Origin of the sequence: Devosia indica, from assembly GCF_003056405.1 — a bacterium.
Lineage (GTDB): Bacteria > Pseudomonadota > Alphaproteobacteria > Rhizobiales > Devosiaceae > Devosia > Devosia indica.
This window is the reverse complement of record NZ_PYVZ01000004.1, coordinates 146,809-162,178: the sequence shown is the minus strand read 5'-3', so window position 1 is coordinate 162,178 and position 15,370 is coordinate 146,809. Positions and strand designations below refer to the sequence as shown.

13 protein-coding genes and 1 tRNA gene are annotated in these 15,370 nt (G+C 61.5%); 2 read left to right on the top strand and 12 right to left on the bottom strand.

Going from position 1 to position 15,370, the window contains the following annotated elements; all coding sequences use genetic code 11:
- Positions 1–33: 33 nt before the first annotated feature.
- The 6 genes from DDE76_RS05670 to DDE76_RS05650 all read right to left on the bottom strand — a co-directional run bounded on the left by DDE76_RS05670 (position 34) and on the right by DDE76_RS05650 (position 3,624).
- On the bottom strand, positions 34–720 hold the full coding sequence (locus tag DDE76_RS05670; protein WP_104894259.1) for a 5-oxoprolinase subunit B family protein: 687 nt from the start codon (positions 718–720) through the stop codon (positions 34–36).
- A gap of 114 nt (positions 721–834) precedes the next feature.
- Positions 835–1,011: a hypothetical protein gene (locus tag DDE76_RS19505; protein ID WP_157289253.1), complete on the bottom strand. Its 177-nt coding sequence runs from the start codon at positions 1,009–1,011 to the stop codon at positions 835–837.
- Between the two features lie 290 nt (positions 1,012–1,301).
- Positions 1,302–1,538, bottom strand: coding sequence for a hypothetical protein (locus DDE76_RS05665; RefSeq protein ID WP_104894258.1), 237 nt, complete (start codon positions 1,536–1,538; stop codon positions 1,302–1,304).
- Between the two features lie 19 nt (positions 1,539–1,557).
- A tRNA-Ser gene (locus DDE76_RS05660) sits at positions 1,558–1,647 on the bottom strand.
- Between the two features lie 64 nt (positions 1,648–1,711).
- Positions 1,712–2,683 (bottom strand): quinone oxidoreductase family protein, encoded by a 972-nt coding sequence (locus DDE76_RS05655; RefSeq protein WP_104894257.1) that lies wholly within the window; start codon positions 2,681–2,683, stop codon positions 1,712–1,714.
- Positions 2,680–3,624: a TerC family protein gene (locus DDE76_RS05650; RefSeq protein WP_104895023.1), complete on the bottom strand. Its 945-nt coding sequence runs from the start codon at positions 3,622–3,624 to the stop codon at positions 2,680–2,682. The genes DDE76_RS05655 and DDE76_RS05650 overlap by 4 nt, the downstream gene beginning before the upstream one ends.
- Before the next feature lie 189 nt (positions 3,625–3,813).
- On the opposite strand from DDE76_RS05650, the gene DDE76_RS05645 reads away from it, so the two are divergent.
- Positions 3,814–4,974 carry an FAD-dependent monooxygenase gene (locus DDE76_RS05645; RefSeq protein ID WP_157955674.1) on the top strand — a complete coding sequence of 387 codons (1,161 nt, stop codon included), beginning with the start codon at positions 3,814–3,816 and terminating at the stop codon, positions 4,972–4,974.
- A 55-nt stretch (positions 4,975–5,029) separates the two neighbouring features.
- Here the strand turns inward: DDE76_RS05645 and DDE76_RS05640 are convergent, their stop codons facing one another.
- The 4 genes from DDE76_RS05640 to DDE76_RS19500 form a co-directional block, all read right to left on the bottom strand.
- On the bottom strand, positions 5,030–5,758 hold the full coding sequence (locus DDE76_RS05640; RefSeq protein ID WP_104894255.1) for an invasion associated locus B family protein: 729 nt from the start codon (positions 5,756–5,758) through the stop codon (positions 5,030–5,032).
- Between the two features lie 145 nt (positions 5,759–5,903).
- Positions 5,904–9,392 carry a transcription-repair coupling factor gene (mfd, locus tag DDE76_RS05635; protein WP_104894254.1) on the bottom strand — a complete coding sequence of 1,163 codons (3,489 nt, stop codon included), beginning with the start codon at positions 9,390–9,392 and terminating at the stop codon, positions 5,904–5,906.
- Positions 9,389–9,679 carry an FAD assembly factor SdhE gene (locus DDE76_RS05630; protein WP_198650846.1) on the bottom strand — a complete coding sequence of 97 codons (291 nt, stop codon included), beginning with the start codon at positions 9,677–9,679 and terminating at the stop codon, positions 9,389–9,391. The genes mfd and DDE76_RS05630 overlap by 4 nt, the downstream gene beginning before the upstream one ends.
- Before the next feature lie 55 nt (positions 9,680–9,734).
- Positions 9,735–9,893, bottom strand: coding sequence for a hypothetical protein (locus tag DDE76_RS19500; protein ID WP_157955673.1), 159 nt, complete (start codon positions 9,891–9,893; stop codon positions 9,735–9,737).
- Positions 9,894–10,046: 153 nt separating this feature from the next.
- Here DDE76_RS19500 and recG point away from each other — a divergent pair, with 153 nt between their 5' ends.
- Positions 10,047–12,155, top strand: a complete 2,109-nt coding sequence (gene recG, locus DDE76_RS05625) for an ATP-dependent DNA helicase RecG (RefSeq protein ID WP_104894253.1) — start codon at positions 10,047–10,049, stop codon at positions 12,153–12,155.
- Between the two features lie 6 nt (positions 12,156–12,161).
- Here recG and glmS read toward each other — a convergent pair whose 3' ends face one another.
- Positions 12,162–13,988: a glutamine--fructose-6-phosphate transaminase (isomerizing) gene (glmS, locus tag DDE76_RS05620; RefSeq protein ID WP_104894252.1), complete on the bottom strand. Its 1,827-nt coding sequence runs from the start codon at positions 13,986–13,988 to the stop codon at positions 12,162–12,164.
- A gap of 1 nt (position 13,989) precedes the next feature.
- Positions 13,990–15,339 carry a bifunctional UDP-N-acetylglucosamine diphosphorylase/glucosamine-1-phosphate N-acetyltransferase GlmU gene (gene glmU, locus DDE76_RS05615; RefSeq protein WP_104894251.1) on the bottom strand — a complete coding sequence of 450 codons (1,350 nt, stop codon included), beginning with the start codon at positions 15,337–15,339 and terminating at the stop codon, positions 13,990–13,992.
- Positions 15,340–15,370: the final 31 nt, after the last annotated feature.

Below are 15,370 nucleotides of genomic sequence, written 5' to 3'. Positions count from 1 at the left end.
GCGGTCCCGCCCGTTCTACTCTCAAGCTGCTGCTCAAAGGACCACCTCAAAGATGATCTGGTCCCCAGCGCGCAACTGCGTCGGCGGATTGACCGTCGGGTCGAAATTGCGAAACTGAGTGTGCCCGATAACGTGCCAGCCGGTGGGTATGTCGGTCGCCGCAATGGCCGTTTGCCCGGCAGCAAACAATACACTCCCGGCCGACACCTGGGGCCGCACGAGAGTGCGCCGCGGCACCGCCAGCGCCTGTTCGTGAAACCCGCAATAAACGAAGCCAGGTGCAAAGCCTGTCGCAAGCACGCGCATGCCGCCGCGATTATGCGCTTCGACGAATCCGTCGATCGACAGGCCTAGCAAGGCCGCAACTTCACCGATATCCGGACCGTCAAAGCGCACCGCGATGCGATGCGTTCGGCTCTCGCCGAACGCACCATCGCCACTCAGGCGCAAAGCCAGCTCACCGGAAAGGCGCGCCACACCGACCTGTGCAGGGTCATAGCGCACCAATACCGAAACAAGGCTCGGCACGATCTCGACAACGCCGACAATGCCATCAGCCTCTAACCGTGCTGCAAACACCAGCGCGGCCCGGTTGGCGGCATCATCAAGGCTTTGACCGAAGCGGACCAGCAAGGCGGAATCGCCCAGCAGCACGATTTGGGGCAAAGTTGGCCAGTGGCGGTCATCGCCGGGCAGGGACTGGTTTGATGGCTGTTCCATGGGACATGCAGTCGTTCAGATGGAACTGCATGCCGTCAAGAGGATAGTCATCAGCAGCCCTGCGTCAGCAGAATGCCAAAGATCTTTGATGCGAGATCGGGGTGGTCCAATCGGTCAGTTTGGGTCGCGCCCCTCCTGCTCGATCACCGCCTCGAACAGGGTGCGGGCCTGCCCTGCCCCGATGGCCTCGATGGCCACGGCGGCAATGGCTGCAAACAGCTCCGCGATTTCCTGGGGATCGGTGATTTCGGCGTCGTCTTCGTCGGCGTCGGCGTTGATCAGGGTAAACATGAGGAACGCGCCTCCACACTGGAGCGGGATGCGGAAGTAGGGAGACGGTTTCCGCAGGAGCCCGCGACCACAATAGTCTGGAACCAGACTGGCTCCAGACGAGCCTACGAATATGAGTGTGCGTCGATTCCGTTACCGCTTAAATAACGGAAACCACCCTGATGGGGCAGAACCGGTCTTGCCGACAAGGTCAGCCTCGCTTACGCTTCGCGCGCTTTCACAATTTTGTCGTACGAGCGGGAAACACCATTTTCCGCAACGACTTGGGACCCAATGCGGCCTTCGCCGCGCTATTCCGATTCGTCATCAAGCCCATCTAGCCAGGACTCGATATCGTCCAGCGTCGCCGAAAATGGCTTGGGCTCATCCCCGTAGACAATCTTGAAGCTCTCATCGTCGCGCACGGCATGGCCGCCCGGCTGTCCGAGCACTTTGGCCTTTTCCGAGGTCAGAATCGTCAATCCGCGGCGTGCCGCCGCCCGCTTCATGCGCCGCATGCGCGAATTGTCCAGTTCCTTGCGGCTCATCTGCGTGGTCCCGGTCGAGTGGCGGGCAGGGAGGGATTCGAACCCCCGGAAGGCTTGCACCCTCGCCGGTTTTCAAGACCGGAGCAATCGACCACTCTGCCACCTGCCCATTGCCTGTGCGTTTAGCGGCGGCGGCGCCACCTGTCTAGAGGCTAGCGCCGCCCAATCGCACCTTATGGCAGCAGCACCACCGACCCGGTGGTTTCACGGCCTTCAAGGGCCCGATGCGCCTCGGCCACATCGGCCAGCGGATAGGTCCGGCCAATTTCCACCTTGATATCACCGGCCAGCACCGCATCGAACAGCGCCTTGGCACCCTCGAGCAGATCGTCCCGCTTTGCAAAGTAATGCACGCCTGTCGGACGCGTAACGAACAGCGAGCCCTTGCGCGCCAAGATGCCAAGATCAGGGACGCTGACCACGCCCGAAGCATTGCCGAAACTGGCCAGCAGGCCGCGTGGGCGCAAACAATCGAGCGATCCTTCGAAGGTGGCTTTGCCGACACCGTCATAAACGACATCGACACCCCTGCCCCCGGTGAATTCCTTCACCAGACGCGGAAAGTCCTCAATGCTGTAGTCAATGACATGATGACAGCCATGATCGAGCGCCTTCTGCACCTTGTCCGGTCCACCGGCTGTGCCAATCACGGTTGCCCCCAGGGCCCGCGCCCACTGGGTGGCGATCAGCCCCGTGCCGCCCGCCGCCGCATGCCAGAGGATAGTTTGACCTGCCTGCACTGGCCAAGTCTTGAACAATAGGTAATAGGCCGTCAGCCCCTTGAGCAGAACCGCTGCCGCCGTCTGGTCGTCGACACCATCGGGAATGGGCACCAGCTTTTCCACCGGCATCAGGCGCTCGTCGGCATAAGAGCCGGGCGAGCCCTGATAGCAAACGCGGTCGCCGACCTTGACAACCGTCACGTCTTCTCCGACCGCCACCACCTCGCCAGCAGCCTCATTGCCGGCCACAAAGGGCAGCGGCAGCGGATAAAGTCCCGAACGCTGATAGGTATCGATGAAATTGAGTCCAATGGCTGTCTGGCGCAGGCGAACCTGGCCCGGTCCCGGGGCGCCTACATCCCACTCTTCAATGGACAATTGCTCGGGTCCACCGACTGTATTGACGGCGACTACTCTGGTCATTTGGGCGTCCTTGGCTTGCGCGGTGCCGACTTTGGTCGCGACTGCGACCGACTGGCATTGCTCGATTTGGTGCGCGGCCTGGCCGACGCGGTTTCCACGCTTGGCGTTACCGTCACGGCCGCCGTCCCGTCAATCGCCGCAATGGCAACCTGAGCCGACACCGATCCGGTATCACCGGTAAATGGCGTGAACTCTACCTTGCCGCCCTTGTCTCCGCCGGCCCGCGCCCTGCGCCCCTTGGCAAAGATATTGATGGCCTCGACCAGCACAGAGAATGCCATCGCCGAATAGATGTAGCCCTTGGGAATGTGGAAGCCGAGGCCGTCAGCCACCAGCGTCACGCCGATCAGCAGAAGGAAGGCCAGGGCCAGCATCTTGGTGGTGGGATGGTCAGCCACGAACTTGGCGATCGGCCCGGAAGCAAAGAACATCACCGCAACAGCCACCAGCACCGCCGCGATCATCACGATCACCTGATCGGCCGGGACCATCCCCACTGCCGTAATGATCGAGTCGATGGAAAACACCATGTCGATGATAACAATCTGCACCAGAATGGCCTGCAGGCTCGCCTTGGCAGCATCGGCCAACCCCACTTCGTGCGGCTCTTCGATGGCCGCATGCATTTCGTGGGTGGCTTTGTAGATCAGGAACCCGCCACCGGCGATCAGGATGATATCTTTCCAGGAAAAGCCGTGTCCGAAGGCTTCGAATACCGGGTCCTGCAACTGCACGATCACACTGATCAGCAGCAGCAAAATGATCCGGAACACCAATGCCAGCCCGATGCCGAGCTTGCGGGCGAACTCGGCCTGCTCACGCGGCAGGCGCGATACCAGAACCGAGATAAACACGATGTTGTCGATGCCCAGCACGATCTCCATCACGGTGAGCGTGGCAAAGGCGATCCAGACATTGGGGTCGGCAAGCAGTTCAAGCATCATTAGCTCCGCAATTGCGAGTCGTCGCGCGGTTCAATCTATGGGCCGCCCGGCTTGCGGTGAAGGGCGTAAATGCGGATTCTGCGAGCGTGCGGCATCAAACCGGCTCCCTCTCCCGCGCCGCCCCTGCTATGGCGACATGCATCCAGCCACTGGACAGTTGACATGCCGCAAGGTTTGGAGAGCAGTTTGAAACAGGATGCAGACATTATCGTGGTCGGGGGTGGACTTGCCGGCTCCGCAGCCGCAGTTTCCCTCGCCCGCAACAATCTCAAGGTCATCCACCTTGCCCCGACAGCGCCGCCTGACCGCCGCACGTCGGCCCTGATGATACCTAGCGTGGATTTCATGCGCCAAGCCGGCCTGATTGCGGACCCAGGAGAAATTGGACACCCGCTCACTGCGATCCGGATCATCGATGCAACGCCCCGTCTGATCCGAGCACCCGAAACCCTGTTCGAAGCCAGGGAAGCCGGGCTCCCCGCATTCGGCTGGAACTTTCCCAATGCTGCCCTGCTCAACCGCTTTCAGGCGGCCGCGCCAGTGAACGCCCCCGATATTCGCAATGCCGCCGTTGCTGATTATCGCCGCGACGGAGATCTCGGCGTGGTCACGCTTGCAGACGGCACAATCCTCGGTGCCCCACTCGTCGTCGGGGCGGATGGCAAGAAATCACTGCTTCGCGCAGCCGCCAAAATTACCACCCGAGAACACCACTTTTCCCAGGCCGCCCTGGTATGTGACCTGGAGTTGGGTCGTCCTATCGATGAAACGTCTATCGAGTTTCACTATACCCACGGCCCTTTCACCCTTGTTCCAGCCGGCGGGAACAAGGTCAATCTGGTATGGATCGATGAAGAACCGGTTCTGCGACAAGTCCAGTCAGGCGGGCCCGAGGCGCTGGCATCCGCAATTTCTCAACGCTCCCAACACCTGTTCGGCGCGATAGTGCTTTCTTCCCCCAGCTTCGTTTTTCCGCTCTCGACATTGACTGTTGAAACCGCCGGACGCGACGGACTCGCCCTAATTGGCGAAGCGGCCCACGCTTTCCCGCCAATTGGCGCCCAAGGGCTCAATCTCGGGTTGCGGGATGTCGCCGACCTGCTCGCATCTATCCGCACTGCCGATCGCACCCGGTCCAATTGGGGGATTGAGGCAAGCCACAGCTATGCCGTTAGCCGCGCGCCCGATCTGGCCCGCACCGGCGGCATGGTTGATACCCTCTTTCGCTCGCTGCTGGCCGATATGCTACCCAGCCAGGCCATGCGTGCCGGCGGTCTCTGGGCCCTCAAGCTGCTGCCACCACTCCGTCGGCAAGCCTTCGCGCTGGGCATGGGCGCGCGGAACTGAGCGCGAAAAAAGGGCGCGGTCACCCGCGCCCTCCTGAAACCGGATCTTGACTGGCTTATTGCGCCGGTGCCTCTTCCGTGACGGCATCCCCATCGGCAGGAGCCGCGGCACCCTCACCGGACAATTCCTGGCGAAGCTGTTCGGCCCGATCCTGCAGCACCTGCTCAAGGGCGTTCTGGCCCGATTCCTGCTGCTGCAACTGCTCAAACGTCAGCGCGGCATCTCCATCATATGTGGCGGTGAAGCCGGCCAGGTCGATCTCGACCGATAGGTCCTGATTCTGCCGGTTCTTCGCGGTCAGGGTCAGCTTGGCGCCGCGCTTGAGCGAATTAACATACTGCTCATTGATCACGAGCTGGGTTGAGCACGACTGCACGTCGCACAGCATGTAGGGCACGCGAACCGGGTCGGCATTGTCGATCTGCCAGGTCAGGCCAAACGGTAGCAAGACGCCAAGCGGGACAGCAGCCACTGCCAACAGGCGGCTTTCCTGACCGGGATCGTCGCGCAGCAGGAACGAACCAAGGAACTGGCCATTGGCCAGCACTACCTGACGCATCAGACAGGCCTTCTGCCCGTCGGGCAGCGGATCACAGACCTTCAGCCAGTTTTGCGAGGCCAGCTCATCAACGGCGGCGGCCACGCCTTCACTCGCGGAGTCGTCGGCAGGCGCTGCTTCGGCAGCCGGCGCCTCGGTCGTCGTCTCCTGCGCAATCGAAGCAATCGGGGAGAGCATCAGTGCAGCTACCGCAACACTGGCGACGAGGGGTTTCCTGAAAGTCATAGAATGTCCTTGCCTTCCTTGGCGGTCCCGGCGGCGCAAAACCGCCCGTAAATTCGAACTGCCCTTCAAGGGCTCAAATCGGGCAATAACATGACCGATCAGCCTTGCCAAAACATTATGAGTTATATCGTTGACACTGTGGCCCTCAAGCGCCGGTTTCCGCCAGTTTTGCAAGCTTTGACAGGATTGCTGCCGCCCCCTTGAGCCGCTGCTCGGCGCTGGGCCAATTACGGGCGAACACGAGTTTCTGATCAGGCTTGATCCGGACCTGATTACCCGGATCGCTCACCAGCTTCACCAGACCGGCCGGATTGGGAAACTCATTGTTGCGCAAGCTGATGACCGCACCTTTTGGGCCGGCATCGACCTTCTCGACATTGGCCTGGCGGCACAGCGACTTGACCAGGATCACCTTGAGCAAGGCCTCCACCTCCTCGGGCAAAGGACCAAACCTGTCGATCAGCTCTGCACCTGCCGCGTCGATATCGCGCACCTCGTTCAGATCGCCGAGTTTGCGATAGAGCTGCATACGCAATTGCAGATCGGGCACATAGCTCTCCGGAATCATCACCGGCATGCCCAGCGAGATTTGCGGGCTCCACTCGTTGCGGTCTTCGTATTCTTCCTCGCCGCTCTTGAGGTTGGCGACGGCTTCCTCCAGCATTGCCTGGTAGAGTTCGAAACCGACCTCGCGGATATGGCCGGACTGCTCGTCACCAAGCAAGTTCCCTGCCCCGCGGATGTCGAGGTCGTGGCTGGCAAGCTGGAAGCCGGCGCCCAGACTTTCGAGCGATTGCAGCACACCAAGGCGCCGCTCGGCCGTATCGGTCAGCTTGCGGTCAGGCGGCACGGTGAACAGTGCATAGGCGCGCTGCTTGGCCCGGCCAATGCGGCCCCGGATTTGGTAAAGCTGCGCCAGCCCGAACTGATCGGCACGATGTACGATCAGGGTATTGGCATTGGGGATATCGAGCCCCGATTCCACGATTGTCGTTGCCAGCAGCACATCGAACTTGTTGTCGTAGAACGCATTCATGATGTCATCGAGTTCACCCGGCGGCATCTGCCCATTGGCGACCACGAAGCTCACCTCCGGCACCTGTTGGCGCAGGAACTCGGCAATATCGGGCTGGTCCTTGATCCGCGGAACGACATAGAAGCTCTGCCCACCGCGATACTTCTCGCGCAGCAGCGCTTCCCGGATCGAGAGAGGATCGAACGGCGAAATAAAGGTGCGAATGGCCAGGCGATCCACGGGCGGCGTCGCCAACAGAGAGAGGTCGCGTACACCCGTCAGTGCAAGCTGCAGCGTCCGCGGAATCGGCGTCGCGGTCAGCGTAAGCACATGCACATTGGCCTTGAGCTCCTTCAGGCGCTCCTTGTGGCCCACGCCGAAATGCTGCTCCTCATCGATGATGAGAAGCCCCAGATCGTTGAACTTGATCGATTTCGACAGCAGGGCATGAGTGCCTACCACGATGTCGACCTGGCCGTCCGCCAATCCCTCCTTGGTGGACTTCAACTCGGCCGAGGACACCATGCGCGAGGCATGGCGCACCCTCACCGGCAGGCCGTTGAAGCGTTCGGAGAAGGTCTTGAAATGCTGCCGAGCCAACAGAGTCGTCGGCACAACCACGGCCACTTGCTTGCCGCTCAAAGCCACCGCAAAGGCCGCTCTGAGGGCCACTTCGGTCTTGCCAAAGCCCACATCGCCGCAGACCAGCCGGTCCATGACCTTGCCCGAGGAGATGTCGTCAAACACCGCCTCGATGGCATTGAGCTGGTCTTCAGTCTCCTCATACGGGAAACGCGCCGCGAACTCGTCATAGGCGCCGGTATTGATATCGACTACGTCGGCCTTGGTAAGCAGCCGCTGTGCCGCCAGCTTGATCAGCTGCTCCGCCATCTCGCGGATACGTTTCTTGAGCTTGCCCTTCTTGGCCTGCCAGGCAACGCCGCCCAGCTTGTCCAGCGCTACCGAAGCATCATCGGAGCCATAGCGGGTCAGTAGCTCGATATTTTCGACCGGCAGGTACAGCTTGGTGTCACCGGCATATTGCAGCTCCACGCATTCATGCGGCGCCCCACCCGCCTCTATAACCTTGAGCCCCAGGAACCGCCCGATACCATGGTCGACGTGCACCACCAAGTCGCCTGCGCTCAGACTTGCCGCCTCGGTCAGAGCGTCGGATGCTTTCTTCCGCCGCTGCGGCCGGAGAATGCGTTCGCCCAGAATGTCTTGTTCGGAAAGGACCAGCAGATCCTTGGTCTCGAACCCGGTTTCAAGCGGCAGCACCACCAGCGAGGTGGTTGCCGCGCTCGTGGTCTCGGCATCACGCCAGTTTTCGGCCAACCGCGGATTGGTCAGGCCATGGTCCTTGAGGACCTGCACCATGCGATCGCGCGTGCCCATGCTCCAGCACGCTACGATCACCCTGCGCCCTTGGCGCCGTTCGGCCAGCAACCGGTCGACCACCGCCTGGAACAGATTGACGTCGGATGCCGCCCGTTCCGCCGCAAAGCTCGGCGCGATATGCCCGCCCGCATCGTCGCCACGCGCCGTGTCAGGTGCTAGGAACGGCGAAAGCCGCACCACTGAAGCGCCCGCCAATTCGGTTGGCACGGCCTCAAGATCATAGAGCAGCTCTGGCTTGATCGGCTTGTAGGGCGCCCCGCCCCCCGCGACTTTGGGCTCCTGCCGGGCCGTTTCGCGCGCCTCGTAATAGTCTCGAATCTGCTCGGCCCGTTCGGCAAAGGCCTCAGCCACCTGATCGTCGAACACAAATGGCGCATCCCCGACATAATCGGCGAGGCGGTCCATGTGATCGTAGAAGAACGGAAGCCAATGCTCGGTGCCCGAATAGCGCGACCCGCCGCTGACCGAGGCATAGAGCGTGTCGTCCACGGTATTGCCGCCAAAGGCCGCAGTATAATTCTGCCGAAACCGCCGTATGGTCTCTTCATTGAGCACCACTTCACTCATCGGTGTCAGGTCGATGCGCTTGAGTGTACCAGTGGTGCGTTGGCTGTCAGGATCGAACGTCCGGATCGATTCGAGCTGGCTGCCGAAGAAATCGAACCGCAAGGGCGCGTCTGATCCGGCCGGAAACAGGTCGACCAGGCCACCACGGACGGCAAATTCGCCACTTTCGCGAACTGTCGGCACGCGCAGATAGCCATTATTGGCCGCCCAGGCGATCAGCCTGTCGCTGTCGACCATGCGGCCGACGGCGGCCGAAAAGCTCATCGTTTCGACCAGATCGCGCGGCGGCAGCTTCTGGATCAGCGCATTGACTGCGGTAAGCACAATGGCCCCGCTTGCGCCGCTGGTGAGGGCTGCAAGCGCGTTCATGCGCGCTGCGATGGTCACCGTATTGGGCGAGACACGGTCGTATGGCAGACAGTCCCAGGCCGGCAGCGTCAGGACGGTGTGCCCGGGCAGTATCGCGCCCAGAATTTCCGCCATGCGCTGCATGCGCCGGCCGTCTCGCGCCACAAAGACGAGGCTGGCGGGATCCTGCGGCGCATCCTTCAGGCGTTGCTCAACCAACCGCGCCAGCACCATGGGTTGCATGCCGTCTGGCACATTGGAGATGGTGCGCACATCTGGTGCCACCCCAGCAATGTCGTTCATTTTTCGATCCGGGACTGGTGGTCGGCTATCACCAGATTGAGAAAATCTATGTCGATGTGGGCCGGCGGTTCTTCCTGCCGCATCACCCATTTGAGTAGCGGAGGGTCTTCCTCGCTCATCAGAGATTCGAGCCGATCCAGGGCTGGGCCGTCGAAGGCCTCGACATTGGCGTCGGCAAACGGCCCTAGAATCAGGTCCATTTCCTTTGTGCCACGATGCCAGGCCCTGTAGCGCAGGCGCTTGCGCCGAATAGCAATGTCCTCACCGGCCGTCATCTGGACACCCATGATTGAAAAATGTTCGCGATTTGGACAGGTTCTTTACGCGCAAAGTCCTGGCTTGTCAGCCCAGCAAGCGCAGGAACAACCAGACCAGTAGGAGCACAGGCACCCAGGCCAAAATGCCAAGCAGCAGGATCACCAGAAAGGGGCGTTGGCGCAGCCCGTCAATCAGGCGGCTTGGCATACCAATGGTGAGCAAAAAGGATAATACGCGATCCATGCGGCCTCCTGACCGGCATTGATCATGCACCACACTAACTGACCCTTGCTTGGATAGAGGCAATCTTAACTTTCTCGCTTTCCTCCACACTATTCTCGCTCCCAGATGGCCGACGACTGCCCCATTGCCAGGAATCGAGGCAAGATAGGTGCCATGTCCCGCCCACAGAACCTTTTGCCACTGTTCCGGTCGCTGCACACCATCAAGGGTGTCGGCGACAAGCTGGCCGCGCTGCTGACCCGCTATTTCGGCGCGCCGGATGGACAGGAGGCCATCGTTCTCGATGTGCTCATGCACATGCCGTCCGGTGTTGTCGACCGTCGGCGGCAAGTTGGTATTGCTGAAGCCTACCTCAACCAGATCGTCACGCTCCGCCTCCACATCGACCGGCACCAGCCACCGCCACGCGGCAAGCCGCATGTCCCGCACCGGGTGTTCGCCCATGACGACAGCGGAGACATGCAGCTTGTCTTTTTTCGCGCCCAGGGCGGTTGGGTCGAACGCGCTTTACCCATCGGCGAGGAGCGCTACGTCTCCGGCCAAATCGGCTTCTTCAATGGCGAAAAGCAGATCACCCACCCCGACTACGTGGTCGAACCGGACAAATTCGAAACCCTGCCGCTGGTCGAACCAGTCTATCCGCTCACCAATGGCCTGAGCTCAAAGGCCCTTGCCAAGCTGGTGCGGCAGGCCGTCGACTCGGTGCCCGACCTGCCCGAATGGATTGCAGCTGAAACCATGGAGAAGCGGAACTGGCCCGGCTTTGCCCGAGCAATGCGCACGGTGCACCTCCCCGAAAGTCCCGACCAAGCCGAGCTCTGGTCGCCAGCTCGACAGCGCCTGGCCTATGACGAATATCTGGCCGGCCAGATCACGCTGCAATTGGTCCGCTCAAGCATGGTCTCGGCCCGCGGTGTCGCTCGCAGCTTCACCGGCGCAATCTCGGACAAGATCGCCGCCGCCCTGCCCTTCTCTCTCACCGACGGCCAGCAACAAGCCCTGGTGGAAATCCATGCCGACCTCGCAGCGCCCGAGCGCATGTCGCGCCTTTTGCAGGGGGATGTCGGCTCCGGCAAGACCGTCGTCGCCCTCATGGCCATGGCGGCCATTGCCGAAAGCGGTGCCCAGTCCGCCCTGATGGCCCCCACCGAACTTCTGGCCTCGCAGCACTACCGGACCATCCAGCCCCTTTGCGAGTCTGCGGGACTGAAATGTGCCCTCCTCACTGGAAAAATGCCGGCAGCCGAGCGGCGCACTATCCGTGCCGGGTTGGAAGATGGATCCATATCCATTGCTGTTGGTACCCACGCCCTGTTCCAGTCCGATATTGTCTTTCACGATCTGGGCCTGACAGTGGTGGATGAACAGCATCGCTTCGGCGTGCACCAGCGTCTCGCCCTGTCTGACAAGGGTCGCCACACCGATCTGCTGGTGATGACCGCCACCCCCATTCCACGCACCCTGGTACTGACCCACTTCGGTGACATGGCGGTCAGCGTGCTCCGCGAGAAGCCGCGCGGCCGCCAGCCGATCGACACCGCCGTCATGTCGATTGGCGACTATGACCGTGTTGTCTCCCGTCTGCAGTCGCGCCTTGCCGAAGGCGCCCAGGCCTATTGGGTCTGCCCGTTGGTGGAAGAAAGCGAGACGCTGGAAGTGGTTTCAGCCGAAGATCGCTTCGCGGAGCTCAAGAACGTCTTCGGCGAACAGGTTGCTCTGGTTCATGGCCGCATGTCCGCCGCCGCCAAACAGGACGTCATGCAGCGCTTCAAGGACAACGAAATAAAGCTGCTGGTAGCCACCACGGTCATCGAAGTCGGTGTCGACGTTCCCAACGCCACCATCATGATAATTGAGCATGCCGAACGCTTCGGACTGGCCCAACTGCACCAGTTGCGTGGCCGAGTCGGCCGTGGCTCCCAGCGTTCGGCCTGCCTGCTACTCTACAAGGACCCGCTTTCCGAAACCGCCAAGGCACGCCTCGAAACCATCAAATCCACCGAGGACGGGTTCTTGATTGCCGAGCGCGACCTTGAACTGCGCGGCCAGGGCGATGTGCTGGGTACGCGCCAGTCCGGCATGCCCGGCTACCGTCTGGCCGTGCCGGATGTGCACCGGCACCTGCTCGAATTTGCCCATGACGAGGCAAAAGAACTGATGCAGCGCAACCCCGCGCTGACGGGTCCCGAAGGAGAGGCCGCTCGTACCCTGCTCTATCTGTTCCGCAAGGACCTCGCGATCCCGCTGATCCGGGCGGGGTAGACCGCCCTACTCCACCGTTACCGACTTCGCCAGGTTTCGCGGCTGATCCACGTCGGTGCCCATGAATACGGCGGTATGATAGGCCAACAATTGCACCGGAATGGTCGCCAGGATCGGCGCGACGAAATTATGCACATGCGGGATCTCGATAATGTCGGCAACGCCGCGCCCAACTGTCCGCGCCCCTTCTGGGTCGGTGATCAGGATGATGTTCCCGCCGCGCGCCGCCACTTCCTGCATATTGGAGAGCGTCTTGTCGACCAGCTCATCGGACGGCGCCACCACGATCACCGGCATGGCCTCGTCCACCAGAGCGATGGGGCCATGCTTTAGCTCACCCGCTGCATAACCTTCGGCATGGATATAGCTGATTTCCTTGAGCTTTAGCGCGCCCTCCATCGCCACAGGGAACATCGCACCGCGCCCGAGATAAAGCACATCCTTGGCCTTGGAGAGCCGCTTGGAAATGTCCATGATCTGCTCTTCGGCAGCTAGGGCCGCCGAGACCGCCGAAGGCAACGCGGTCATCGCCCGCACCAGCTCCGTCTCCTGCTCGGCAGACACCACCCCGCGCGCCCGCCCGGCAGCAATCGCCAGGCTGGCCAGTGCCGTAAGCTGTGCTGTCAGAGCCTTGGTGGAAGCCACCCCGATTTCCGGCCCGCACAGGATCGGAAAGACCACGCCGGATTCGCGCGCAATGGTCGATTCCACCGTATTGACCAGGCTCGCCACATGCTGTCCCTGCCCGGCGCAATAGCGCAGTGCCGCCAGCGTATCGGCCGTCTCACCTGATTGCGAAATGAACAGCGACAACCCGCCCTTTTCCAGCGGTGGCTCGCGATAGCGAAACTCGCTGGCAACATCGATATCCACAGGCAGCCGTGCATAACGCTCGAACCAGTATTTTGCGATGGCGCCCGCATAGTAGGCCGTCCCGCAAGCGCTCATGGTCAGGCGCGACAGGTCGGCGAAGTCAAATGGCAGCGTCTCGCGAACGGCCACCTTCTCGGCACCCATGTCCACATAGTGGCTCAGCGTATGCGAAATGGTCTCGGGCTGCTCATAGATTTCCTTGGCCATGAAATGGCGATGATTGCCCTTGTCCACCAGCAGGGCCGAAGCTTGCGAGACCATCTGCTCGCGTTCCACCAGCGCATCCTTGCCGTCGCGGATAGTCACGCCCTGGGGGGTAATGACGGCCCAGTCGCCATCCTCGAGATAAGTCAGGCGCGAGGTGAACGGCGCCAGGGCCATCGCGTCGGAGCCCAGATACATCTCGGTCGCGCCATAGCCGACGGCCAGCGGCGCACCATGGCGCGCGGCAATCAGCAGCCCGTCCTCGCCCTTGAACATGAAAGCCAGGGCAAAGGCACCTTTGAGCTTTTTGAGCGTCCGCGCCACCGCCAGCTCCGGCTCGGCGCCATTTTCAAGCTCACGGCTAACCCAAAGCGCCACCGATTCAGTGTCGGTCTGCGTCTGGGGCCGATACCCATCCCTGGCGAGATCTTCCAGCAATTCCCGGAAATTCTCGATAATGCCATTGTGCACGATAGCGACGCGCTCGGTGGCATGCGGATGCGCATTGGTTTCGGTGGGTGCGCCATGCGTTGCCCATCGTGTGTGGCCGATGCCGATATGCCCCTCGAGCGGTTCCATGCCCAGCTTGCTGGCCAGATTGCCCAGCTTGCCCTCAGCGCGGCGGCGGGCAATCGCGCCATCCTCCAGCGTCGCCACGCCAGCGCTGTCATAGCCGCGATATTCGAGGCGCTTCAGCGCATCCACAAGGCGACCGGCCACCGGCGCATCGCCGACAATTCCAACGATTCCGCACATGCTATTTTCCTTTCGCCGCCTTCTTGGCCAGGGCTCGTTCCCGCAATTTCGGCGCATAACCCGGCTTATTTTCCTGCCGTGCCCGCCCCAGCGCCAGCGCATCTGCAGGCACATCCTGGGTAATCACGCTGCCCGATGCGGTGTAGGCGCCATCGCCAATATTGACCGGCGCCACCAGCGACGCATTGGAGCCAATGAACACATTGTCCCCAATGATCGTCTTGTCCTTGTTCACGCCATCATAATTGCAGGTGATGGTTCCCGCCCCGATATTGGTCTTGGTCCCGATTTCGGCGTCGCCGAGATAGCTCAGATGCCCCGCCTTGGTGCCGGCCCCGATTTTGCTTTTTTTGACCTCGACGAAATTGCCCAAGTGCACTTCAGGCCCCAGTTCGGCCCCGCCGCGAATGCGCGCAAACGGCCCAATGCTCGACCCTTCGCCGATTACGGCATCCTCAATGTCGCAAAAAGCGCGGATCTCGACATTATCGGCAATTTTCACACCTGGCCCGAACACTACATTGGGAAAAATCGTCACATCGCGCCCGATCTCGGTATCCCAGGAGAACCACACGCTGTTCGGATCGCGCAGCGTGACACCAGCCGCCATGATTTCCTTGCGCTTGAACTGCTGGAAGGTTGCTTCGGCCTCGGCCAGTTTCTCGCGATTGTCCACACCGACCAGTTCGGCGGCATCCGCCTCGATAAAGTCGACGCGCTTGCCATCACCCGTTGCCAGTTCGACAGCGTCGGTCAGATAATATTCGCCCTTGGCATTTTGGTTGCCGATGCGGTCGATCACGCCGCGCAGCGCATCGCCCCGAAAACCGATAATCCCCGAATTGCACAAGCCGATCTCCCGCTCGGCCTCGGTCGCATCCTTGTGCTCCCGAATGGCGCGCACCTGGCCGCCCTCCGTCAGCAATCGACCATAGCCTGTCGGATCACCAGGGCGGAACCCCACAACCACCATGTCGGCGCCATCATCGAGCTTGGCAACGATGCTGCTGATGGTTTGTGCGGTCACAAGCGGCGTGTCGGCATAGAGCACCAGCACATGTCCGGGCGCCGCCTCATAGGCCCCGCGCGCCTGCTGCACCGCATGGGCCGTCCCCAGCCGATGCTCCTGTCGCGCGATATGCGCCATCGCCTCAAATCGGGTTACCGCTGCCTCGACCGCTTCGTGGCCGGGCCCGACGACAACCGCGACTTTCGAGCCAAATCCCTGCACCGTCCGCAGCACATGGCTGACCACGGGCAAGCCCCCGACCGGATGCAACACCTTGGGCAGGGCGGACTTCATCCGCGTGCCTTCGCCCGCTGCAAGAATGATCGAAAGCAGTTCGGCCATCACGCTCTCCCCGACCCACCGGTTTTCCCCC